The 22,354-nt window shown below is 64.5% G+C and carries 19 protein-coding genes and 1 pseudogene; 13 read left to right on the forward strand and 7 right to left on the reverse strand.

Annotated elements, in window-relative coordinates:
• Positions 1-102 precede the first annotated feature (102 nt).
• Positions 103-1,020: a LysR family transcriptional regulator gene (locus IM816_RS17295; RefSeq protein WP_250339041.1), complete on the forward strand. Its 918-nt coding sequence runs from the start codon at positions 103-105 to the stop codon at positions 1,018-1,020.
• 9 nt (positions 1,021-1,029) lie between these two features.
• On the opposite strand, the gene IM816_RS17300 is transcribed toward IM816_RS17295, so the two are convergent.
• The 3 genes and pseudogenes from IM816_RS17300 to IM816_RS17310 form a co-directional block, all read right to left on the reverse strand.
• On the reverse strand, positions 1,030-3,870 hold the full coding sequence (locus tag IM816_RS17300) for a M16 family metallopeptidase (RefSeq protein ID WP_250339042.1): 2,841 nt from the start codon (positions 3,868-3,870) through the stop codon (positions 1,030-1,032).
• Between the two features lie 93 nt (positions 3,871-3,963).
• Positions 3,964-4,371, reverse strand: coding sequence for a DUF4156 domain-containing protein (locus tag IM816_RS17305; protein WP_250339043.1), 408 nt, complete (start codon positions 4,369-4,371; stop codon positions 3,964-3,966).
• Between the two features lie 80 nt (positions 4,372-4,451).
• Positions 4,452-7,304, reverse strand: a pseudogene (locus IM816_RS17310) (M16 family metallopeptidase); the annotation flags it as partial.
• 228 nt (positions 7,305-7,532) lie between these two features.
• On the opposite strand from IM816_RS17310, the gene IM816_RS17315 reads away from it, so the two are divergent.
• The 8 genes from IM816_RS17315 to IM816_RS17350 are packed head-to-tail and all read left to right on the forward strand — an operon-like array spanning position 7,533 to position 12,556.
• A complete protein-coding gene (locus IM816_RS17315) occupies positions 7,533-7,706 on the forward strand; it encodes a hypothetical protein (RefSeq protein ID WP_250339045.1) in 174 nt (57 codons plus the stop codon).
• A gap of 31 nt (positions 7,707-7,737) precedes the next feature.
• Positions 7,738-7,932, forward strand: coding sequence for a hypothetical protein (locus IM816_RS17320; RefSeq protein WP_072323626.1), 195 nt, complete (start codon positions 7,738-7,740; stop codon positions 7,930-7,932).
• A gap of 7 nt (positions 7,933-7,939) precedes the next feature.
• Complete coding sequence (locus IM816_RS17325; protein WP_072323625.1) at positions 7,940-8,407, forward strand: tRNA (cytidine(34)-2'-O)-methyltransferase; 468 nt, start codon at positions 7,940-7,942, stop codon at positions 8,405-8,407.
• Positions 8,408-8,458: 51 nt separating this feature from the next.
• Positions 8,459-9,127 carry a ubiquinone biosynthesis accessory factor UbiJ gene (locus tag IM816_RS17330; protein ID WP_250339046.1) on the forward strand — a complete coding sequence of 223 codons (669 nt, stop codon included), beginning with the start codon at positions 8,459-8,461 and terminating at the stop codon, positions 9,125-9,127.
• Positions 9,124-10,773 (forward strand): ubiquinone biosynthesis regulatory protein kinase UbiB, encoded by a 1,650-nt coding sequence (gene ubiB / locus IM816_RS17335; RefSeq protein WP_250339047.1) that lies wholly within the window; start codon positions 9,124-9,126, stop codon positions 10,771-10,773. The genes IM816_RS17330 and ubiB overlap by 4 nt, the downstream gene beginning before the upstream one ends.
• Positions 10,774-10,775: 2 nt before the next feature.
• Complete coding sequence (locus tag IM816_RS17340) at positions 10,776-11,498, forward strand: pseudouridine synthase (protein WP_250339048.1); 723 nt, start codon at positions 10,776-10,778, stop codon at positions 11,496-11,498.
• Between the two features lie 51 nt (positions 11,499-11,549).
• Complete coding sequence (arfB, locus tag IM816_RS17345) at positions 11,550-11,972, forward strand: alternative ribosome rescue aminoacyl-tRNA hydrolase ArfB (protein ID WP_250339049.1); 423 nt, start codon at positions 11,550-11,552, stop codon at positions 11,970-11,972.
• Complete coding sequence (locus IM816_RS17350; protein WP_250339050.1) at positions 11,969-12,556, forward strand: lysophospholipid acyltransferase family protein; 588 nt, start codon at positions 11,969-11,971, stop codon at positions 12,554-12,556. Before arfB ends, IM816_RS17350 begins: the two co-directional genes overlap by 4 nt.
• Positions 12,557-12,594: 38 nt before the next feature.
• On the opposite strand, the gene IM816_RS17355 is transcribed toward IM816_RS17350, so the two are convergent.
• Positions 12,595-12,993 carry a hypothetical protein gene (locus IM816_RS17355; protein WP_250339051.1) on the reverse strand — a complete coding sequence of 133 codons (399 nt, stop codon included), beginning with the start codon at positions 12,991-12,993 and terminating at the stop codon, positions 12,595-12,597.
• A gap of 225 nt (positions 12,994-13,218) precedes the next feature.
• Here IM816_RS17355 and IM816_RS17360 point away from each other — a divergent pair, with 225 nt between their 5' ends.
• Positions 13,219-13,680 (forward strand): hypothetical protein, encoded by a 462-nt coding sequence (locus tag IM816_RS17360; protein ID WP_250339052.1) that lies wholly within the window; start codon positions 13,219-13,221, stop codon positions 13,678-13,680.
• On the opposite strand, the gene IM816_RS17365 is transcribed toward IM816_RS17360, so the two are convergent.
• Positions 13,681-14,712 (reverse strand): LysR family transcriptional regulator, encoded by a 1,032-nt coding sequence (locus IM816_RS17365; RefSeq protein ID WP_250339053.1) that lies wholly within the window; start codon positions 14,710-14,712, stop codon positions 13,681-13,683.
• A 132-nt stretch (positions 14,713-14,844) separates the two neighbouring features.
• Here IM816_RS17365 and aceB point away from each other — a divergent pair, with 132 nt between their 5' ends.
• Complete coding sequence (gene aceB / locus IM816_RS17370; protein WP_250339054.1) at positions 14,845-16,443, forward strand: malate synthase A; 1,599 nt, start codon at positions 14,845-14,847, stop codon at positions 16,441-16,443.
• 22 nt (positions 16,444-16,465) lie between these two features.
• Positions 16,466-17,755: an isocitrate lyase gene (gene aceA / locus IM816_RS17375; RefSeq protein WP_250339055.1), complete on the forward strand. Its 1,290-nt coding sequence runs from the start codon at positions 16,466-16,468 to the stop codon at positions 17,753-17,755.
• 308 nt (positions 17,756-18,063) lie between these two features.
• Here aceA and IM816_RS17380 read toward each other — a convergent pair whose 3' ends face one another.
• Positions 18,064-19,377, reverse strand: a complete 1,314-nt coding sequence (locus tag IM816_RS17380) for an N-acetylmuramoyl-L-alanine amidase family protein (protein WP_250339056.1) — start codon at positions 19,375-19,377, stop codon at positions 18,064-18,066.
• Between the two features lie 532 nt (positions 19,378-19,909).
• Between IM816_RS17380 and IM816_RS17385 the strand changes: the two genes are divergently transcribed.
• Complete coding sequence (locus tag IM816_RS17385; RefSeq protein ID WP_250339057.1) at positions 19,910-20,689, forward strand: YkgJ family cysteine cluster protein; 780 nt, start codon at positions 19,910-19,912, stop codon at positions 20,687-20,689.
• Positions 20,690-20,761: 72 nt separating this feature from the next.
• Here the strand turns inward: IM816_RS17385 and IM816_RS17390 are convergent, their stop codons facing one another.
• Positions 20,762-22,261, reverse strand: a complete 1,500-nt coding sequence (locus IM816_RS17390) for a YifB family Mg chelatase-like AAA ATPase (RefSeq protein ID WP_250339058.1) — start codon at positions 22,259-22,261, stop codon at positions 20,762-20,764.
• Between the last annotated feature and the right edge of the window lie 93 nt (positions 22,262-22,354).

Here is a 22,354-nt window from a genome sequence, read left to right on the forward strand (position 1 = left end):
CTCCTCCCGGCGGGATTGCCGGGTGGAGAAAGCATGAGCGTTGATTCACCGCGGATAATCGCTCACGATACGACATCACCATTCCATCGAATGGAACAATCCATGGCTCTCGACCGGTTCGAAACGATGCGGCTCTTCGTCCGCATCGTGGAGCGACGCAGCTTCACCCTGGCGGCCACGGACCTCGACCTGCCGCGCTCGACGGCCACCCAGGCCATCAAACGGCTGGAAACCCGGCTGGGCGTTCGGCTGCTGCAACGGACCACGCGGCAGGTGAGTCCGACGCTCGATGGCGAGGCCTACTACCGCCGCTGCGTGACGATCCTGGCGGACATCGAGGATGCCGAGGCGGCGTTTGGCGAGGCTCGCCCGAGCGGGCTGCTACGCGTGGACCTGCACGGCACCTTGGCGCGTACGTTCGTGCTTCCGCTGCTGCCGGATTTTCTCGCGCGCTATCCGGCATTGCGCGTCCACATCGGCGAAGGCGATCGCTGGGTGGACCTCGTGCGCGAAGGCGTGGATTGCGTGCTGCGCGTGGGCGAATTGAGCGACAGCACCATGGTAGGCCGGCGCATTGCCCTGCTCGACGAAGTGACCTGCGCCAGTCCCGCGTATCTCGAACGCCACGGGACGCCGACATCGCTCGACGATCTGGAAGGTCACGTCGCGATCGGATTTCTCTCGACCGCCACGGGCAGCACGCTGCCGCTGGAATTCGTCGACGGCCATGACGTCCGCCACGTGTCGCTACCGTCGGTCGTGACCGTGACGGGTGCGGAAACCAACCTCGTGATCGCGCGACTGGGGCTCGGCCTCATCCAGGTACCGCGATACCACGTGGCCGAGGATCTTGCGGCCGGCACGCTGGTGGAGGTATTGCCCGAGCATCCCCCCACGCCTTCGCCCGTCTCGCTGCTGTATCCGCACAACCGCCAGCTATCGCCGCGCGTTCGGGTATTCATCGACTGGCTGACAGGCGCCTTCGCCACCCGGGCGAGCGAAGGCGTGACCATGCTCTGACCTACGCGATCAGTCGATGGCCCGCCCATCGGCGTCGAGCAGGCGAAGGCTGGGAAAGCGCTGTCTGAGCGGGCCTTCCACCACGCTACGATCGCCCATGATCAACCAGGTCATGCGTGCGTTGCTGAGAACCGATTGAATGGCTGAATTCGCCGCTGCCGCATTGGTCTGGCGGAGCAGCGTCGGGAGGCGTTGCCAGAAATCGTCGGACCGACCGAGAACCCGTTGCGCGGACACGTTCGCCAGCATGGCGTCTCCCGATTCGAGCATCCCCACGATCGAGCGTGCGACGCCCATGCGCGTCGCATCGACGGCTTCTTCGGCGAGCGGAGTGCGATTATCGACGAGAGCGGCAACCTCGCTCCGAACCGCATCGATGGCGTCGCCCGTTCGATCGGTCTGCACGGGCACCTGAAACAACAGCGGCCGCGGTCCACGTTGCTGCGCCAGCGTGCTCTCGACACCGTAGCTCCAGCCCTTCGTATCACGCAGAAGGTTGTCCAGACGCGATCCCGACGCGCCCCAGAAGACCATGTTCGCGACGCCCAGGGCCACGTCGTCGCCCGCGGGCGGCGCAAACATGCCGATGGCGATATGCGATTGCCCCGCACCCGGCCTGTCGATCAGATAAGCCACCTCGCCTGGCTCGGGAACGGCTACCGCTGTGCTTGGCAACGGCACAGGACCCGGCGGTGCCGTCCAGTCGCCAAGCACGGCCGCCAGCGTGTCGATGCACGCGGCCAGCGATACGTCGCCGACCACCACCACGCGAACGTTGTCCGGGCGAATGAAGGCGCCGTGGTAGGCGTGCAGCACGGCACTGTCGAATGGCGCCATGGACGGGTGCGCGTCGATCGACGGAGCCAACGCCGCATACGGATGACCTTCGCCGTACAACAGGCGCGACATGACGTCTGCCGCGAACTGATACGCGTCGGTTTCTTGCGAGGTCGACTCCGACAACCAGGCCGCATGCCGCCGCGCGATGTCGGCCGAAAGGAACGTGGGGTGGCGCAGCGTATCGGCCGCAAGAGCGACTGCGTCGGCGAAGCGTCGACGGGGCACGGCAAGATCGAGGAAACATGTGTCGGTGTCGCAACCGTCGCTGACCTCGACGCCCAGCCAGTTCTCCCTTTCCTGGACCTCGCGGCTGTCCGTCGTGGTCGCACCCTCGCGCAGCATGCTCATGGCGAAAGGTGCCGTGCCCGGTGGATACCGCTGCTCGGCGGCGGTGCCACCATCGAAGAGAAAGCGTACATGGACGAGATCGGTGCCGCGTCGCGGAGCCAGAATCACTTCGGCGCCGTTCGGCAGTCGTGCCCGTTCCAGAGCGGGAAGCCGCGGCTCGGGAAACGCCTCGCCAACGGCCGGCAGCTGCCGGCGATCTGCCGACCAACCCGTAACTGGACGTAGCTCGTCGGTGGAAACGCGCACAGACGCGGGCTTGGCATCGGACGCCACGCGGCCTTCGTCGGCGAGATCTTCGGCCTCGCCATCGAAGCCCTCTTCCGCGGGAAGCACGTGCAACGTATGCGCGGGTCGAAGCAACCAGACGGCTTCGCGCGCCACGTGAGCCGGCGTCAGTTGTACGGCGAGTTGGCGTTGCCGAAGACTGGCCCACGGGTCGTCGTGCTGCAGCAAGCCACGGGCAAGCACCTCACCGCGCGCACTCAGCGACTCGGTGTGCAATGCCATCTCGGTTTCAGCGTGTGCGAGCGCGCGATGTAGATCGTCAACGGAAGGCCCCCTGTCGACGAAACGGCGTAGTTCGTCGTCCAGCACGCGTTCCACGGCAGCGACATCCGCGTCGTCGCTGATCGCGACCGAAATGACGAATACGCCAGCCAGGCCCATCGGGGTCAACTCCGCGCTCACCTCGCTGGCGAGGTGTTCGGTCTCGACGAGACGCCGATGCAGCAACGAGCGCCTGTCGCCGCCGAGGACGTCCGCAACGAGCGCGAGGGCCGCACCGGATGGCGATCCGGCCTCCGGTGCCGGCCACGCCCTGACAACACGACGCTGCGCCACGTGGTCGTGCATCACACTGCGCGATGGCGCATCCAACGGCGCGAACCACGGTTGTTGGCGATCCTGCTCCGGGCCCGGCGCCACGTCCGCGAAGTAGGTCATCGCCTTGTTGCGCGCCTCGTCGGGCGTGATGTCGCCCGCCAGCACGAGCACCGCGTTGGCGGCGCCATAGTGGTCTCGGAACCAGGTCTTGACGTCGTCCAGCGATGCTTTAGCCAGGTCTGCCGACAGCCCGAGGGGATCGCGGTGATAGGGATGATTCGCGGGAAAGACGTGACGCAGCAGCCTCGACCAGGTTCTCCCGAGCGGCATGTCGTAACGCTGCCGCCGCTCGTTCTCCACGACGCCACGCTGGGTATCCAGACGCTGCTGGGTCAAGGCGCCGAGCAGGTGCCCCATGCGATCGGATTCCAGCCACAGGGCGCGATCGACGGCCTCGGTGGGAACCGTCTCGTAATACACCGTGTGGTCGAGCGAAGTGGTGCCGTTGACGCCGCTGCCGCCCAGGGCATGCATGGCGTCGATGAACGAACCGTCGTAATGCTCGGACCCGTAGAACATGAGGTGTTCGAACAGGTGCGCGAATCCGGAACGCCCAGTGGGTTCGTCGGCCGAACCGACGCGGTACCAGACGCCGATAGAAACGAGCGGCACGGCGTGGTCCTCATGAACCAGGACCGTAAGACCGTTGGGCAAGCGGAACTGCTTGAACGGCAGTTCCGCCGCGGGCGTCGACCATGCGGGCCCGATCATGGCAGAGAACACGACTGGTAAGGACAGCGCGAGCCGCCTGAGTCGTGCGCCGATGGCTGTCCGTTCCATGGAAACGTCCTTCGTGAGAGGAGCCACGAAGGTAGAAGCCTGGGACAAGGCGAGCTATCGGCACATCGCCCGCCTCATCGTGCGTGTGACGCGTCAGTTCTTGAGCGGTACCGTCTCGAAACCGCCTTGCGGCGTGGTGGCGGCCGGCGGAGGCGGCGTGTCGGCATTGCGTGCCGGCGCGACCGACCGGCTACCGCAGCTATAGGCGCCCCAGTCCTGCGAGCCTTCGTTCGGCTCGCCCAACGGCTTGATGGTGTCCGCGCCCATCTTGGCGGCCTCGTTGCGTGCCAACACTTCGAGTTCGTCACGAACCTTGAGGTCGTTGCGATCGACGGGGCCGACGCGGTTCATGACCGAAACGGTGACCTTGCCCTGCTCATGGCAACTGCCCACGTCGCCGTTCCAGGCGGTGCGCACGTTGCGGGCGGCATCGTCCAGCTTGATCCCCCAGGTACATGCCGAGAGAGCGAAGGGAATGGCGAGTATCAGGATCTTGCGCATGGGGAACTCCGGTGGAACGTGGATGGCTATGCTAGCCGGACGAGCGATGGGGCGCGACGATCGATCGCGCCCCATCGTCCTCAGGGCTTCGAAGGTTCCGCTGCCGGTGCCTTCTTGCGTGCACCACCGGACGCGGCCGCTTGCTTGACCGGATGCCCGTCGGCGTCGATCACCTGTACCTCACCGAGATGCAAGGCGCGCACCGGCGCCTCGATCTTGCGCAGGTCGCCCACGATCACCCAGGTGATCGCATCCGGACGTACGACGGCACTGAGCGCCGCTTCCGCAGCCTTGCGATCCACAGCTTCGATACGCGGCTTGAGCGTCTGCACGTAGTCGTCGGGACGGTCGTAGACGACGATGCCGCTCATGGCGCCCAGTACGGATCCGGTGGTCTCGAAGCTGCCCGGCAGGGCACGGATACGCTGCGCGCGGATCTTTGCGATCTCATCGTCCGTCAGCGGCTTGGCACCGACGACCGCCTTGGCTTCCTTGAGAATTTCCGCCGCCGATTCCGCCGTCTTGTCGGTCTGCACCGGCGCGTAGATCAACATTGGGCGCTGCCCCTGGGCTTCGGCGAGCAAGCTGCTGGCACCGTAGGCCCAGCGTTTTTCCTCGCGCAGGTTCATGTTGAGACGCGACGTGAACGTGCCGCCGAACGCGCCGTTGGCGATGCCAAGATCGATGGCGTTCTTCGCTTTCGTGGACGGCGCGAGCAAGCCCGCGAGGATCAGCGATTGCGGTGCGTCCGTGCGATTGATGAGGAACACGCGCGGCTTCGTCTGCACGGCGACCTCGCCGATGCGCTTCTTCGGGATAGGCGTGGTCGGCGGGGTCCAGTCGCCAAACACTGCATCGAGCTGCGGAAGGATCGTCGCCAGCGTGGTATCGCCCGCCACCAGGATGCGTGCGTTGTCGGGGCGCAGGAAGTCGCGCTGGAAGCCCTTGAAGTCGTCCACGGTCAGCGACGAGATCGCGTCGGCGGTGCCACTGCCTGTGAACGGGATGCCGTAGGCGTGGTCCGGACCGTAGAGCAACGGCGGCAAGGTGCGCATGGCAAGACCGGTGGGCTCGGTCTTCTCCTGCGCGATGCCCGCAAGCCACTGCCCACGGATGCGCTCGACATCCTCGGTCTTGAAGGCCGGATGACGCACGATGTCCGCGAACAGCGCCAGCGACGGAGCCAGTTCGGCGTTGAGCGCGTTGAGGCCAACCGCGCAGGTGTCGAGCGAGCAATCCGCGTTCACGGCGGCGCCGAGGCGCTCCTTGCGCCGCGCGACCTCGACCGAATCGAGCGACGTGGTGCTTTCCTCCAGCAAGGCGGAGGTGAAGCTGGCCGTGCCGAGCTTGCGCCCTTGGTCGGCCGCGTAGCCCGCATCGAACAGCAACTGAATCTGGGTCACGGGTACCGTGTGGCGTTCGGCCAGCACGACCTCGATGCCGTTCTTCAGGCGCCCGCGCTGAAGAGCCGGAAAGATCAGATCGGGGAAGGCATCGACCGATGGCACGCCCTTGGCGCGATCCACCGCCGGGGCCGCGACTGTGTAGGTCTTGGCCGGGGGTTCGGCCACTGCGGGACGCTGGCTCGACGGCCCGAGCCCCACCACCGCCTTGTCTTCTGCCGCCGGATCGAAGCCCGGCTTTGCCGGCAGCACGGTCAAGGTGTAGTTGCCCTTGCCCAGCCACGTCTTCGAGGCTGCCAGCACCGACGCGGCCGTCGCCGCATCCGAACGGGCGAGGTCTTTCTTGTAGGCCTCCGGATCGTTCCGGTAGACCTGACCCTCGGCGAGGATCGCGGCCTTGCCGCCCGAGCCGCCGACCTTCTCGAGACCGCGGATGAACCCAGCGCGGTTGAGCACTTTCGCACGGGCAAGCTCGTCGTCGGTCGGACCGTTGGCGAGGAAGGTCTTCCACACGTCCGCGATCGCCGCCTCGACCTTGGCAGGATCGACACCATTCGTCACGGCGACGGTCAACTGCACCTGGCCGGCCAGGGCGAACGGCGAGATGCCGAGACTCACGTCGTCGGCCAGTTTGTCCTGGTAGACCAGCCGCTGATAGAGCCGCGAGGTCTTGCCGCCGCCGAGCACCGTGGTGGCGAGATCCAGCAGGATCGCGTCGTCGGTGCCGAGCTGCGGCACGACCCACGTGCGGATGATGCGAACCTGCGCGACCTGATCGTGCTGTACGCCGCGAGTGGCCTTTTCCACGGGCGTGATCCATGGCTGCTGACGCGGCACCGGCGGCCCGGCGGGGATATCGCCGAAGTACTTCTCCGCCTTCGCCTTCGCCTGTGCGACCGTGATGTCGCCGGCCAGCACGAGCGTGGTGTTGGCGGCGCCGTAATAGTCGTGGAACCACTTCTTGACGTCGGCGAGCGAGGCCGCGTCCAGGTCGGCCATGGAGCCAATCGTGTCGTGGTGATACGGATGATTGGCGGGATAGGTGTTGACCAGCACGTTCTCATCGACGCGCCCGTAAGGGCGGTTCTCGTCCTGGCGCTTCTCGTTCTGCACCACGCCGCGCTGCGTATCCAGTTCCTTCTGCCCGATGGCGCCCAGCAGATGACCCATGCGGTCGGACTCCATCCACAGCGCCATGTCGAGCGCGGTGGTCGGCACGGTCTCGAAATAGTTCGTGCGGTCGAACCAGGTCGTGCCGTTCATGTCGGTGGCACCGGCCATCTCGAACGGCTGGAAGAAGGTGCCCTTGTGGTTCTCCGAACCGGAGAACATGAGGTGCTCGAAGAGATGGGCGAAGCCCGTCTTGCCTGCAGGCTCGTCTGCCGAGCCGACGTGGTACCAGATGCTGACCGCGACGACAGGCGCCTTGTGATCCTCGTGCACGACGACGGTCAGTCCATTGGGCAACTGGAAGCGTTGGTAGGGAATATCGGGAATGGCGTCTGACGGCACAGGGGCGGCCGACGCGGCACCGATAAAAAACGACAGCCCGGCAACCAGCAGGGCGCGGAATGGCTTCATGTACGACTCCTCAGTGGGCCTTCGTGGCCTCTGGTCACGCAGGCTAGCCCGCGTCGTCTGTCAGGCGCAATCGGGCGCCACTTACAGCCCCGGACGGTGTCCGGTGCGGCGCGGGCAGTGTCCGCGGACACGGTCGCCCTCTGAGCGGACCTGACAAACCTCATACGAATCAGCTCATTGCTGGCAATCGAAAGCTGGCACGGCGTTTGCGTTACTAGTCCTGCCAAGCCGGAGGACATTCCCCCGGTACGCCCTGAGGAGAACGCCATGAAATACGAAATGTTGATGCTGCGCAGCCTGCTCGTGACCTCGATGCTGATCTGCGGCCTCACCCTCGGCCAGATGTTCTGACCCCCTCGTTCGAACCTGAGGAACCGACACCATGAAACACGAACTCCTGATGTTGCGCAGCCTGCTGGTGGCGTCGCTGCTGGTTTGCGGCCTGATCCTGGGCAACATGCTCACCTACGCTGGCGAGCCCATCCAATTGGCGACGCTGAGCGCTTCGACAAGCCTCACGGCGGCAAGCTGCGCCCTGCCCCCGGATGGCGTCGTCTGCCCGCGCGCGGCCTCATAATGGGGGCATGCCCCACGTCATCCTTTTCCGACCCGAGATCCCGCCCAATACGGGCAACGTGATTCGCCTCTGCGCCAATACCGGCGCGGACCTGCACCTCGTACGACCGCTCGGTTTCGAGCTGGACGACGCCCGCCTCCGCCGCGCGGGGCTGGATTACCACGAGTTCGCCCGCGTCGCGGTCCATGACGACCTCGATGCCTGCCTCGACGCCATCGGCCATCCGCGCGTGTTCGCCTTCTCGACCCGCGGCCGCCGGCTGCATACCGACGTGCCCTTCGCCAACGGCGACGCCCTGCTGTTCGGCTGCGAAACGGCAGGCCTGCCCGACGACGTGATCGACGCGCTGCCCGAGCCACAGCGCATCCGCCTGCCCATGCGACCCGGGAACCGAAGCCTCAACCTGTCGAACGCCGTGGCAGTCGCCGTGTTCGAAGTGTGGAGGCAGGCCGGGTTCGAGGGTGCGGCACCGTAGACACGTGGCGCTCACGCGTGGCTGCGGACCCGCCAAGCTACAATCGGCCGCATGACTCCCGATCGCCCCGCGGCCGACGCCGGCCCCAACCGCTTCCTGCCCCGCCCCTTGCGCGCCCTCGCTGGTCGCGCCATGGAGGCGGCGCTCAACCGCGTCGTGGACCTCGATCCCGATACGCGCGCACGCTTCGACGTACTCGATGGCCGCAGCATCCAGGTGCACCTGGATGGTCCGGACCTGGCCCTGCGTGTTTCCGTGGCAAAGGGGCGGCTTCGCGTGGGCCCGCCGGAAGACAACGGCACACTCCGCGTCAAGGCGACGCCGGGCAGCCTGCTCGCCATGGCGTTGCGTCGCGATGACGACGGCGTGGCACCCGGAAAGGTGGACATCGCTGGCGATGCCGAACTCGCTCGCCGGCTGGAACGGCTTGCGCGGCAGTATGCGCCCGACATCGAGGAAGCCTTCGCAAAGACCTTTGGCGACGTCATCGGCGTGCCGCTGGCCAAAGCATTGCGCGACGCCTTGGGTCACGCCCGCGAAAGCGCCGCGCATCTGACCGAGGACACGGCGGACTGGCTGCGCGACGAGGCGCGCTTAGCGGTCTCGCCAAGCGAAATGGACGGGTTCCTCGACGGCGTCGATGCCGTGCGCGAACGCGCCGAACGCGCCGAGGCGCGGTTCGCCCGGCTGGAACGGATGATCAAGGGGACCGGCGCATGACGCCGCTGCGTCTACTGCCCCGCCTGCTGCGCGTGGCCGCCGTCCTACTCAAGTACCAGCTCGACGATCTCGTGGATGGCGCGCACCTGATCCGTCCACTGAATATCGTGCGGCCGTTTTTCCCGAAGGCGACCGCCGAGGTGCGCGCGCTGCCTCGCGGTGCGCGTCTGCGCCTCGCCCTCACCGAGCTGGGGCCCATCTTCGTCAAAGCCGGTCAGGTGCTTTCGACGCGCCGCGACCTCGTTCCAGCGGATGTCGCCGACGAACTCGCCTTGCTGCAGGATCAGGTGCCGCCGTTCCCCGGCGCCGAAGCCCGTGCGATCGTCGAGCGGGAACTGAAAGCGCCCGTCGGCGTGCTCTTCGCATCGTTCCAGGAGACCGCGCTGGCCTCCGCGTCCATCGCGCAGGTTCACGCAGCGACCTTGCATGACGGCCGCGAGGTGGTGATCAAGGTGCTGCGGCCGGGCATCGATACCCGCATCGCTGCCGATGTCGACCTGCTGCACGCGCTGGGTCAGCTCGCCCAGCGCTGGCACCCCAATGCCGACAAGATCCGACCGCTGGAAGTGGTGGCCGAAGTCGAGAAGATGCTTTCCAACGAACTCGACCTGCAGCGCGAAGGCGCCAGCGCAAGCCTCCTTCGCCGCAATTTCGCCAGCGGCATCGATCTGTACGTGCCGGAAGTGCATTGGGACTTCAGCACCGAGCGCGTGCTTACCCTGGAGCGCGTGCGCGGCGTGAGCGCAGACGACGTCGCGGCGATCGACGCTGCGGGACTCGACCGCAAGCGCCTCGCCGCGAAGGGCGTACGACTCTTCTACGAGCAGGTCTTCCGCGACAACTTCTTCCACGCCGATGCACACCCGGGAAATATCTGGGTCGACACGTCGCGATTGGACGAGCCGCGTTTCATCGCGCTGGACTTCGGCATCATGGGTTCCTTACCCGAAGCCGACCAATACTGGCTCGCCGAGAATTTCATCGCCCTGTTCGAACGCGACTACGCACGCATCGCGCAACTGCATGTCGCGGCGGGCTGGATGCCCACGACCATTCGCCTGGACGAACTGGAAGCGGCCGTACGCACGGTGTGCGAGCCGTACTTCACCCGCCCGCTCGCGCAGATTTCGATCGCTGAGCTGGTGGTGAAGCTGTTCCAGACTGCGCGTCGTTTCGAACTGACCCTGCAGCCGCAGCTGATCCTGCTGCAGAAGACGCTGCTCAACATCGAGGGCGTGGGGCGTACGCTCGATCCCGACATCGACATCTGGGCGGTGGCGCATCCCGTGCTGAAGCGCATCCTCCGCGAGCGCTACAGCATGCGTGCGACGCTGCGTGACGTGCGCCGCCGATTGCCGGAATGGATTCACAGTGCGCCACGCATGCCCGAACTGGTACGTGATGCCTTGCGCCAGGTCGCCAGCGGCGAACGCCGCGAGGTCGCCGATCCCCTAGCGCTTGCGCTGGCGCGCGATGACGCACGCCGGATGCGCCGTCTGGTCGCGTGTGGGTTGCTCGGTGCGTCGTTGCTGCTGTGCGCCGCGCTGGTCGGCACACTGGCGCCTCAAGGCGTCTGGCCCGCGATCGGCATGGCATTTGCCGGATTGGTTGCGTTCGCCGTCGGCTGGCCGCGTCGCGCGTCCTGATCGTGCTGGAGATCCTGTACCAGGACGACGACATCGTCGCCGTCAACAAGCCGGCCAACCTCGCGGTGCATCGCTCGACCTTCGTCGGACCGGACGATGCCTTCCTGGTCGATCTGCTGCGCGAACAGGTGGAGGGGCGTCTGCACCTCGCCCACCGGCTCGATCGCGCCACCTCGGGCGTGTTGCTCGTGGCTCGCTCGGCGGACGTAGCGGCACGACTGGGCGAGCAGTTCATGGGGCGCAGCGTTTGCAAGCGCTACCTCGCTGTCGTGCGCGGCTGGCCCGAACCCGAAGAAGGCACGGTGGACTATCCCCTGCCCGGCTCGCGGGAAACCGGTCCGCGAAAGGACGCCCGCACCGACTACCGCCGCCTAGCCACCGTCGAAGTGGACATCGCGCTCGGCCGCTACGAGAAGCAGCGGTACGCCTTGGTGGCTGCCGAACCGCAGACCGGACGCTTCCGCCAGATCCGCAAGCACTTCGCGCATATCCACCATCCCATCGTGGGCGACAGCCAGCACGGCCGCGGCGACCACAATCGCCTGTTCAAGCAACACTTCGGCTCGCACCGCCTGCTTCTTCACGCAGATGCCCTGTCGTTTTCGCATCCTCTGAGCGGACAACCGTTGACGCTGCAAGCGAGCCTCGACGACACCTGGAATCGCATGCTCGACCGGTTCGAGTGGCGTGCTGCATACGCAGCATGGCGTGACGCAGCGGGCTGAGCGCGCGTTGGCGGCCACTCCGCCGCCTGTTTAACCTAGAATCCGTCCGCCATGCTCACCGTGACCGGAACCATCGCCATTCCCGACGCCGAACTCGTCGAACGCTTCATGCGTGCGGATGGGCCGGGAGGTCAGCACGTCAATCGCACTGAGAGTGCTGTGGAATTGCGCTTCGACGTAGCCGGGTCACCCTCGCTGCCTGACGACGTGCGACAGCGCCTTCTCGCTCGTCGCGACCGCCGCATGACGGATGCCGGCGTGCTTGTGATCCAGGCGCGCCGTTTCCGCGATCAGGCACGCAATCGCGATGACGCGCGCGATCGGCTCGTCGCGATCATCCTCGAAGGCACGCGCGTGGAGAAAAAGCGTCTCGCGACCAAGCCTACGCGAGCGTCGAAAGAGCGCCGTCTCGCCGGCAAGGCACAACGCGGCCAGACTAAGCGCACGCGCTCGCGCGACTGGAGCCGCGAGTGAAGGGTGTACCCACGCTTCTTCCTGCGCAGGCGCCTTCACTGCCGGACTCGCGCTGGAAGCGTCTCTGTCGCTGGGCCATCCTGCGCAGCGGCTGGCGCATCGTGGGCGAACTGCCGAACCTGCCCAAGCTGATTCTCATCGGCGCGCCGCATTCGTCCTACTGGGATGGGGTCTGGGGTCTGCTGATGAAGTCGGCGATCGGGCTCGACCTCAGCGTCATGATCAAGCGCGAAGTGTTGAACGGCCCGTTTGGACCGGTCGTGCGTCGCCTGGGCATGATTCCCATCGATCGCTCGGCCGCCACGAACGTCGTCGATCAGATGGTCGCGCGCTTCGCCAGTCACGAGACGATGTGGCTGGGCATCACACCGGAAGGCACGCGCAAACCCGTCAAGCAATGGAAGTCCGGCTTCCTGCGTATCGCCCGCGCCTCCGGCGTGCCGATCCAGCCGATCTTCATCGACTATCCAACGAAAACCTTCACCATCGGTCCGCTGGTCCAAGCCACCGATGACCTCGATGCCGACATGGCGCGCATCCGCGCACTGTTCGTCGGGTATCACGGCAAGCATCGCGACGCTTGAGAGAAAGGCGCCGTGGAAGAGCCACGACGCCCTATCGATCAGCCCAGGCCGCGGCGATGGCGGATCTGGTAGTCCGCGGCCCTTGCCCACTCATTCTTCGCGACGATTCGATACGTGCCGGGACCGAGGTCTGGCACATATGACGGGAACCCACTCGTCATGTCGACCCAACCACTCCCACTAAGCCGCTGAAGGACGACGGTCGCACCGGAAGCCGACGCCGAGAACGAACTGTGGCACGTCGTCCTCCAGGTGAACACCACTTCCGAGTCGCCCCCATTCAACCTTCCTGCCAACGTCAGCGGCGGCAGGTAGGCAATACAACGTCCCCAGTCACCATGCCCCTGGTTGATGACGTCACGGGAGAACTGCGCTTGCGCCGATGGCGCGCCGGCGATGAGCGCACTCACCGCAGCAACGCAAATCAAAGCCTTCATGAAACACCCCTTGAACGCGCACGACTGCGCTTCGAAACCTTATGAAACAGGTCTCCGGGCAACCATCGGTTGTCGGCCATCCTACGTGTAGGTTTGCGCACGGGCACGTGCTGAGACTTCCCTACGCTTTGCGAGAACACGCGAGGTCCCTATGCCGCGTCCCACCGACTGTCGCGCTTCGCCGTTGCCGCGATGCTTGACGCTCGCAACCACGAGGGGATACGCATGGAATATACGATTGGCATGAGGGCGCCGCGCAGTTTCACGCTGGGGGAACGACTGGCAAAAGAACGGCCCAATCAATTTGGTTATCGGGACCAGCCCGTAGAGAAGGGCGATCCATCCCGGGTCGCGGAGGATATGCCGAAGGACATCCAAGATAGCCTGTTGCGCCTGGATCTTCATTCAATCGATTCGCGAGATCTCAGCGAGCTAGCCAACGAACTCATGTGGGAGGGCTACATCTCTCAAAGGGCAGCCCTGAAATTCTCTCTTTATCAACTTGACCACCCCGGCAAGCTCGACCTCACCCAATGGATCGACGCAGCACGAGCGGACATCAAGAAAGGCACGTTCCACGGTTATCCCGTGGCGCTACAAGGCCAGGAAGCCGGCATCGATGCAGCCGAAGGCATCCTCAAGCTGGTGGATTACTTGAATGGCCGGCTTGTGGATGTCCACGCGTAGTTACCGCTCGGAGTGCCCCGATTCGTCGTAGTCGCGATGCGTCAGCAGGCCGGGGCGGATGAGATCGATGAAGGCTCGCGCTTCCGGGCTGAGGAACTTGCCCTTGCGCATCACCACGCCGTAGCTGCGCTGCGGGAAGTAGCGACGCAGGTTGCGTACGACGAGACGTTGTTTGTCCGCTTCCGTGATGCATATGCCGGTGACGATCGAAATGCCGAGGCCCATCGCGACGTATTGCTTGATGACGTCCCAGCCGCCGACTTCGATCGCGACGGTGTACGGCACATGGCGCTGCTGGAACACCATGTCGACCAGGCGGAACGTCGTCAGCCGTTGAGGCGGCAGGATCAGGCCATAGGGCGACAGGTCCTCGAGGGTAATGTCCTCCTTGGTGGCCAACGGATGGTCGGGAGGCATGATGAGCATGGGGTCGTAGTGGTACACAGGGGCCCACGCGATGTCCTGCGGTACGTCGAGCATGGAGCCGATGGCGATATCCGCCTCGTCGGCGCGCAGCAGTGCGAGGCCGTCCTTCCCTGTGACGTTCGCCAGTTGTAGATGGACGTCTGGATGGCGCTCGCGATACGCCTTCACGAGTTCCGGCAGCAGGTACTGGATCGTGGAAGACCCGGCTGCGACGGTGAGCTTGCCGCCCGGCCTGCCTCGCGTCTTGAGATGAAATTCGCGGTCGAGGTTCTCGAACCCTTCGACCAGTGGCCGCGCTATCTCGTAGAGCGCCTCGCCGGCATCGGTCAGGGTGATGCGGCGGCGCGTGCGTTCGACCAGTGGTGCGCCCATTTCCCGCTCAAGCGCCTTGAGCTGCAGACTCACGGAAGGCTGAGACAGGAACAAGGCCTCCGCGGCCCGGCTCAGCGTTCCCATACGGGTGATGTAAACGAAGGCCCGGAGCTGCTTTAGCCGGTTGCCCTTGTAGTAAAAGCGCGCGGCTCCGTCGGCCTCTGCCGGCTTGGAAGTCCCAACGCGACGGGTCGACTTGGCGCCAGTAACGCGGACATTCAGCTTCTTCGGCACCTTTTACTCCATCACTTTCAGTGATTTATAAGGATCATTAGTTTTATTAATACTAGTCTTTGAAACATATGCTTTGTCAAAAGCATGCCTCCGGACCTAGCGTGAATCAACACCGCAGCGGAGGACGGTTTCATGGCAGTACCCCAGAGCGCGATCGACCGGCATCCCGACGTCAAGTTTGGCGACAGCCGCTCCCACTACGACGACATCCTCACCCCGGCCGCCATCGCGTTCGTTGCCGACCTGCACCGTCGTTTCGATGCGCGCCGTCTCCAGTTGCTCGCCGAGCGGACGGCGCGACAGCAGCGCTACGACGCGGGCGACCTCCCCGACTTTCGCGCCGACACCGTCGAGATACGCGAAGGGGATTGGACGGTGGGGCCCATTCCGGCCGCCCTGCGCGACCGCCGCGTAGAGATCACCGGGCCGGTCGAACGCAAGATGATCATCAACGCCCTCAATTCGGGCGCGAAGGTGTTCATGGCCGACTTCGAGGATTCGAGCGCGCCCACCTGGGCAAACCAGATGGACGGCCAGCGCAACCTACGCGACGCCGTGGACGGCAGCATCGAATTCACCAGCCCCGAGGGAAAGCATTACCAGGTCGGTGACAACCCTGCCGTGCTGGTGGTGCGTCCGAGGGGATGGCACCTGCCCGAGCGGCACGCCGAGGTGGACGGCGATGTAGTGGCAGGCGCGTTCGTGGACTTCGGGCTGTTCGCATTTCACAACGCCAAGCGGCTGCAGGAGCGCGACCGCGGTCCGTATTTCTACCTGCCGAAGCTTCAGAGCATGGAAGAAGCGGCGCTGTGGAACGATGTGATGACCCACGCCGAAGGCGCGCTCGGTCTGCCCCGGGCCAGCATGAAGGCGACGGTGCTGATCGAGACCTTACCGGCCGTGTTCCAGATGCACGAGATCCTTCATGCGCTGCGCGAGCGCGTGGTGGGTCTCAACTGTGGTCGCTGGGATTACATCTTTTCGTATCTGAAAACCTTCCGCGCGCATGCCGATCGCCTGCTGCCCGAACGCGGCCAGGTCGCTATGACGGTGCCGTTCCTGAAGGCATATTCGGAACTGCTCATCCAGACCTGCCACCGCCGAGGCGCGTTCGCCATGGGTGGCATGGCAGCGCAGATCCCCATCCGCGGCGACGAGGCGGCCAACGAAGCGGCCATGGTGAAAGTTCGCGCGGATAAGTTGCGCGAAGTGACGGCCGGCCACGACGGCACCTGGGTCGCGCACCCCGCCCTCGTGCCGATTGCGCAGGCGGTGTTCGACGAACACATGCCGACGCCTAACCAATTGCATGTGACGCGCGACGACGTACGCGTGACTCGCGATGCACTGATTGCCCCAGCGATCGGCACGATCACGCGGCAGGGCTTCGACAACAACGTAGAGGTCTGCCTGCGTTACACCGCCGCATGGCTGGACGGCATGGGCTGTGTACCGATCCATCATCTGATGGAAGACGCGGCCACGGCGGAGATCGCGCGGTCGCAACTCTGGCAATGGTTGCACCACGGACCGCTCGAATTCAGCGACCACGCACCCATCACTGGCGCGCTGTTCGATCACGCACTCGCGTCGCACTGCCATCGATTGAAAGAGAGCCAGCACCCTGGCGCCCGTCGCGCCGAAGAGGCCGCAGCATTGATCGCCGCGCTGACCCACGCCGAAGAACTTCGCGATTTCCTGACCCTGCCCGCTTACGAACACCTGCATTGATCACGCGCCTAGGAGCCCGACCATGAAGACGCATACCGCTGAACAGATCACGCTCGACTGGAAGAACAACGACCGCTGGCAGGGCATCGAACGGCCTTACACCGCCGAGGACGTGCTGCGCCTACGTGGCAGCATCCAGGTCGAATACACCCTGGCCCGACGTGGCGCGGAACGCCTGTGGCGTTCGCTCAACGAGCAGCCTTATGTGAACGCCCTGGGCGCGCTCACAGGTAACCAGGCCATGCAGCAGGTCAAGGCCGGCCTTCAAGCCATCTATCTGTCGGGGTGGCAGGTCGCCGCCGATGCCAACACTGCAGGCACGATGTATCCGGACCAGTCGCTGTATCCGGTGGACTCGGTGCCGAACGTGGTTCGTCGCATCAATAAGACGCTGCTGCGCGCCGACCAGATTCATCACGCCGAAGGCAAGAACGGTATTGATTGGCTGGTGCCGATCGTCGCCGATGCGGAAGCCGGTTTCGGCGGCGTCCTCAATGCGTATGAACTCATGTCGCACATGATCGAGGCCGGCGCGGCAGGCGTGCATTTCGAAGACCAGCTCGCAAGCGCCAAGAAGTGCGGACACATGGGCGGCAAGGTGCTGGTGCCGACTCAGGAAGCGGTGCAGAAACTCGTCGCCGCCCGTCTCGCCGCCGACGTGGCGGGCGTGCCGACGCTTATCGTCGCGCGTACCGACGCCATGGGTGCCGCGCTGGTGACGTCCGACGTCGACGATTACGACAAGCCCTTCCTTACTGGCAAGCGCACGGTCGAGGGATTCCACGAGAGCCGCCAGGGCATCGAGCAGGCCATCAGTCGCGGGCTTGCCTATGCACCGTATGCCGACCTGATCTGGTGCGAAACGTCCACGCCGGATATGACCCAGGCGCAGCAGTTCGCGGACGCGATCCACGCCAAGTTCCCTGGAAAGAAGCTCGCGTACAACTGTTCGCCCAGCTTCAACTGGAAGAAGAATCTCGACGAGAAGACCATCGCGGACTTCCAGAAGCGCCTGGGCGAGATGGGCTACGCGTTCCAGTTCATTACGCTGGCGGGCTTCCACGCGCTCAACTACTCGATGTTCCAGTTGGCGCGTGGTTATCGCGATCGGCAGATGGCCGCGTATGTGGAGCTGCAGGAAGCGGAATTCGCCGCCGAAAAGGATGGCTACACCGCTGCCAAGCATCAGCGCGAAGTCGGCACGGGCTACTTCGATACCGTGAACCAGGTCATCGCCGGCTCGCTCAGCTCGCTCTCGGCACTCAGCGGTTCGACGGAGGAAGAACAGTTCCATCCGGCTTCCGCTGCCTGAGAGATGGCCCCTGGCCTTGCCGGGTCGGTGATCCGGCAAGGCCAGCACGCATAAGAACATCGGCCTGCGCCTGGAAGGCGGGCCGATGTGCGGACAAAAGGGTGGTCCCGCGAAGAAAAGGCCGGGTCCCGGTGCTGGAGCGGGGGGAGGGAGGGGTATCCAGCACCGGGACAGGGCGGGCAGCCATTAAGAGAACCGCCTGGTACAGAATTCTCCCCGCGCACCCCCTATTTGTCAACCCATCGGTACATGAAATAAGTATTAACTCTCCAGGGTGGGCTCTGCGACTCTCTGCGGCTCGGCGAAGGTCAGGCCTTCGGTTGGCAGTGAACGGTTGAAAGCGCCTCGGCCTTGACCCCGTCCGCGTCAGTGAAGGTGACGTTCCATTTCATCGTCATCGGCTGCGAAGAGGAACAGCTATGCGTGATGGTCCTCGGCGTTTCCGCGGTGGCGAAGCGCCCTCCCAACGACACGCACAAAATCCCGGAAGGGCACTCGGCCACCGTCGACGTGTACTTGACCGGGAACCGCGGGAACCCTCCGAAGACGATCTCCGCATCACGGGTCGAGTCGGACACCACGGTCACTTCGGAATAAGTGGCACTGAATGTCTCGCACCCATTGCCTTCCTTGAACATGCGGTAGGCTTTTTCGAGACCGCGCATTGCGAGGTCTTGAAAGACATAACTCTGAATGGCCACCGCATCCTTGGGATTCGTATGAAATCCCATCTCAGCAATAATGCTTGGCATCTCTGCCAAGCGGTTCTCACCGTGATTCTTCGGACTGCTCACCAGTGCCACCGGGAAGTCTGCATAAGCGCTGTTCGTTCTTAGGCTCTCCCGCATGTAGCACAACGCCAGGTCGCCTAAACGTTTGCTATCGGAGCTATTGGGTTGATGGAAAACTTCGACTCCGCGTCGACTTGCGCTGGCTGCATTCGTATGCAGGTGGATGAGCGCATCCACACCGAGATGGTTTGCATATAAAGGGCGACTTCTGATGTCTTGCTCGCGCTCGCCCGTGCTCGTCGCTCCGGCGCTTCCCGCACTATTCCAAATCTCTGCATGTTCGGGCAGTACGTTTTTGATGTGGTAGCGGGCAGCCATGAGAGACCAAGGTTGGGCACTATCGGGATGCGCAGATATATCGGTTGAGCGTGCGCGATGTACGGTGGAATTGCTGCGGCCCCGTAAATAGTCCTGCAGAAGACGGGCAAATGCCGGCGTTATGAAATCCTCGACAATCCCGTTCGTGCGATCTCTTTGCGCGCGCCAGTCCTTATATTTCGAGTTGTAGTAGATGCCGTGACCAGCCGCCACGAGAACCTTGCTTTCTCCAATGTCACGCTTGGATCGGCTTCTCGCCTGCGGATTGACTTCAAGTACACGACGCTCGGTCGGACCGCGCTCCTCCGGAAAGTAATCGAAGATGTCTTTGCCATCGAACCAGACGCTCACCCGAAAGATTTCAGTCGGCTTCTCGGTGTAGTAGAGAATGTCGGCGATCTCGTTGACACGCTCCTCCAGGGATATCGAGTAATGCGGCGGAAGAAATCCCTTACCAAGGTCAATGTTGATCGTGTCGCCTTCGTCGCTGTACCAAACTTTGGGGACGATCATCGCTTGCTGACCCTCAAGGGGTTCCTTTTTGGTCAAATACTGCTGAACAAGCGCAGTAAGTATCTGCTCGAACTCGATACGTTCTGAGATAGGCGCCTTTGGCAAATCATTCGATTGCCTTGAAGGTCCTACCTGCTCCGCTGCGGACACACCATCGGACGAGACGCATGTAGTCGCCACGATGGCAACAAGCGCGAGGCACCGCGTGATTGACAGTCTTAAATTTCTCATAGAGGCCTCCGTAGACGGCAGCGATGCAAGTGAGACGTTCGCTGCACCCCTAGACTCATCGCTTCATCGCTCCCAACGTAGCGGCTCGTGCCTGCATTGCCGTGCAAGTCGTTGCCTCGACGAAAGACGGACGACGCCCCGCGAAACCCTCGTACTGGACTGCATTTCCGACCCGCGATGCCGTCAGCACTCGCTGCCTCGTCGCATCGCCTAGAATCAGCAGGTCTGCCGTAACCGAATTCCGCCGCCGCGCGAACAACCCTTCGCCGATGTCGGATCGGCGCCAGGGATCGAGGGGCTCATGACCATCAACTTCTCTTGCACCATGTGCGGCCGCTGTTGCCACGGCTTGCGATTACCCGTCGGCGTGGACGAGGCGGTGGCATGGCTGCGCGACGGCGTCCAGGTGCAGCTTTTCTGCGAAGCGATTCCCTGGCCAGCGGAGCCGCCGGCCGACAACCTGTTGGCCTGGTACAAACGACGCCGGGCATTCGCGGCGACCAGCGGACAGCTTCCCTTGCGGGTCATCGTCTCGCTGATGGCGACGTTTACGGATGCCTGCCCGAACCTCCTGCCAGACTTCCGCTGCGGCATCTATGAGCGGCGGCCTCGTGCCTGTCGGGTGTATCCCGCCGAGGTAAACCCCTTCGTCGTGCTGGAACGGGATGCCAAGCTATGTCCGCCTGAGGCTTGGGAATCCACACAGGTATTGAAGAGCGACGATGGAACGTGGGCCGATCCGGAGGTGGCTGCGTCGGTGGTCGGCATGCAGGAAGCCGACGCACGGGACGCCGACGTCAAGGCACGCCTGTGCGCCATCCTCGGCGTCGCGCGCAGCGGATTGTCGAACGAGGGTGTCGTGATCCATGTTCCCGATGGTCAACGATTGCTTGCGGCCCTGGAGCTGGCGACCGCTGGCGGGGATCATGCGAAGCAGCCCGGCGCGCCCTGGGAGATCGTCTCCCACCGGCAGGCCACACTCGATTTGCTTCACTCGGCCGGGTGCGCGTCGCTGCCCGCCTCGGCTCTCGTGGGACAGGGCGTCAGCTTCCTTGGGTTCGTTCCGGGCGATGCCGCCTGACGTTCCGCTGCGTGATGGACGGGCCGTATACCCGCCATGTGACCGCGCGGCTTTCGTTGGACTGTGCCCGAATCAGAACCGCCGGTAGTGCATCGCTTCCGCCAGGTGCACCTTCTCCACGCAACCCGTTCCGCCTTCGAGATCGGCGATCGTGCGCGCCACGCGGAGAATGCGGTGGTATGCACGCGCAGAGGCACCGAGCTTGTCCAGCGCCGTCTCCAGCCATTCGCGGTCGGAGCTCTGCAAGGCGCAGTCGCGTTCGAGGTTCACGACACTGAGTTCGGCGTTGGCCTGGCCGGCCCGCAGCAGCGCCTTCTCACGCGCGGCGATCACGCGCGCACGCACGGTGGCGCTGTCATCGTCGCGCGGACCACGCACGGATGCGACTTCCGCAAGCGGTACGCGCGGCACCTCCACACAGAGGTCGATGCGGTCGAGCAGCGGCCCGGAGATCCGGCCGCGATAGCGCTGCACCTGATCGGGCGTGCAGCGACATTCATGAAAGGAGTCACCCGCGTACCCGCAGGGACAAGGATTCATCGCGGCGACGAGTTGGAACTCGGCAGGGAACGTCGATTGCCGTGCGGCCCGCGAGATCACGATCTGCCCGGATTCCAACGGTTCCCGAAGCACTTCCAGGACGTGGCGACTGAACTCGGGCAGCTCGTCGAGGAACAGTACGCCGTTATGGGCCAAGGAAATCTCGCCCGGTCGCGGCGACGACCCGCCACCCACGAGCGCGACACCGGACGCCGTGTGATGAGGTGCGCGGAAGGGGCGGCGACGCCAGCAGCTCGGATCGATGTCCTCACCCGACAGCGAACGAATGGCGCAGCTCTCCAGCGCTTCGGACTCGATCATGGGCGGAAGGATGCCGGGAAGCCGCTCCGCCAGCATGGTTTTGCCGGTACCGGGCGGACCGATCAGCAGCAGGTGATGACCACCGGCCGCAGCGATCTCCAACGCGCGGCGCGCTTGATGCTGGCCGCGGACATCACGCATGTCCGGGCCACAGGTCGGCATGTCGTAAAAGTCGGCTGCCTCGGGAGCCGTCAGTTCCGCTTGGCCGCGAAGCCAGGCACAGACTTCGGCAAGGCTATCGGCAAGCAGGACATCGCCTTCGCCGATCAGCGCGGCTTCGGCAGCGTTCGCGCGTGGCACCACGATACGCCGGCCGCTGCGGCGGGCACGGATCAGCGCAGGGAGGATTCCGGTCACCGCCCGCAACTCGCCGGACAGCGCCAGCTCGCCGAGGAACTCGCAATCGTCGAGTCGCTCGCGCGGCACCTGCGAACCCGCAGCCAGGATGCCCAGCGCAATGGCAAGGTCGAATCGGCCGCCGTCCTTCGGCAACTCCGCAGGTGCGAGGTTTACCGTCACCCGTCGGTTGGGATACTCGAAGGCGGTGTTCTGGATGGCAACGCGTACCCGGTCACGCGCTTCGCGGACCGCCGCCTCGGGCAGCCCGACGATGGACGTGGATGGCAGACCGCCGGAAAGATGAACTTCGACGACGACTTGCGGCGCCGCGACACCTTCCTGCGCGCGCGAAAGGGTGACGGCGAGGCTCATGGCGACGAATATCGTAAACGGTAACGGACCGTCACGAGCAGCGAACCTTCGTGATCCAAGTGGGACCGGGTTCGCATGCGCACTCCTTTGCGA

This window comes from Luteibacter flocculans, assembly GCF_023612255.1.
GTDB lineage: Bacteria > Pseudomonadota > Gammaproteobacteria > Xanthomonadales > Rhodanobacteraceae > Luteibacter > Luteibacter flocculans.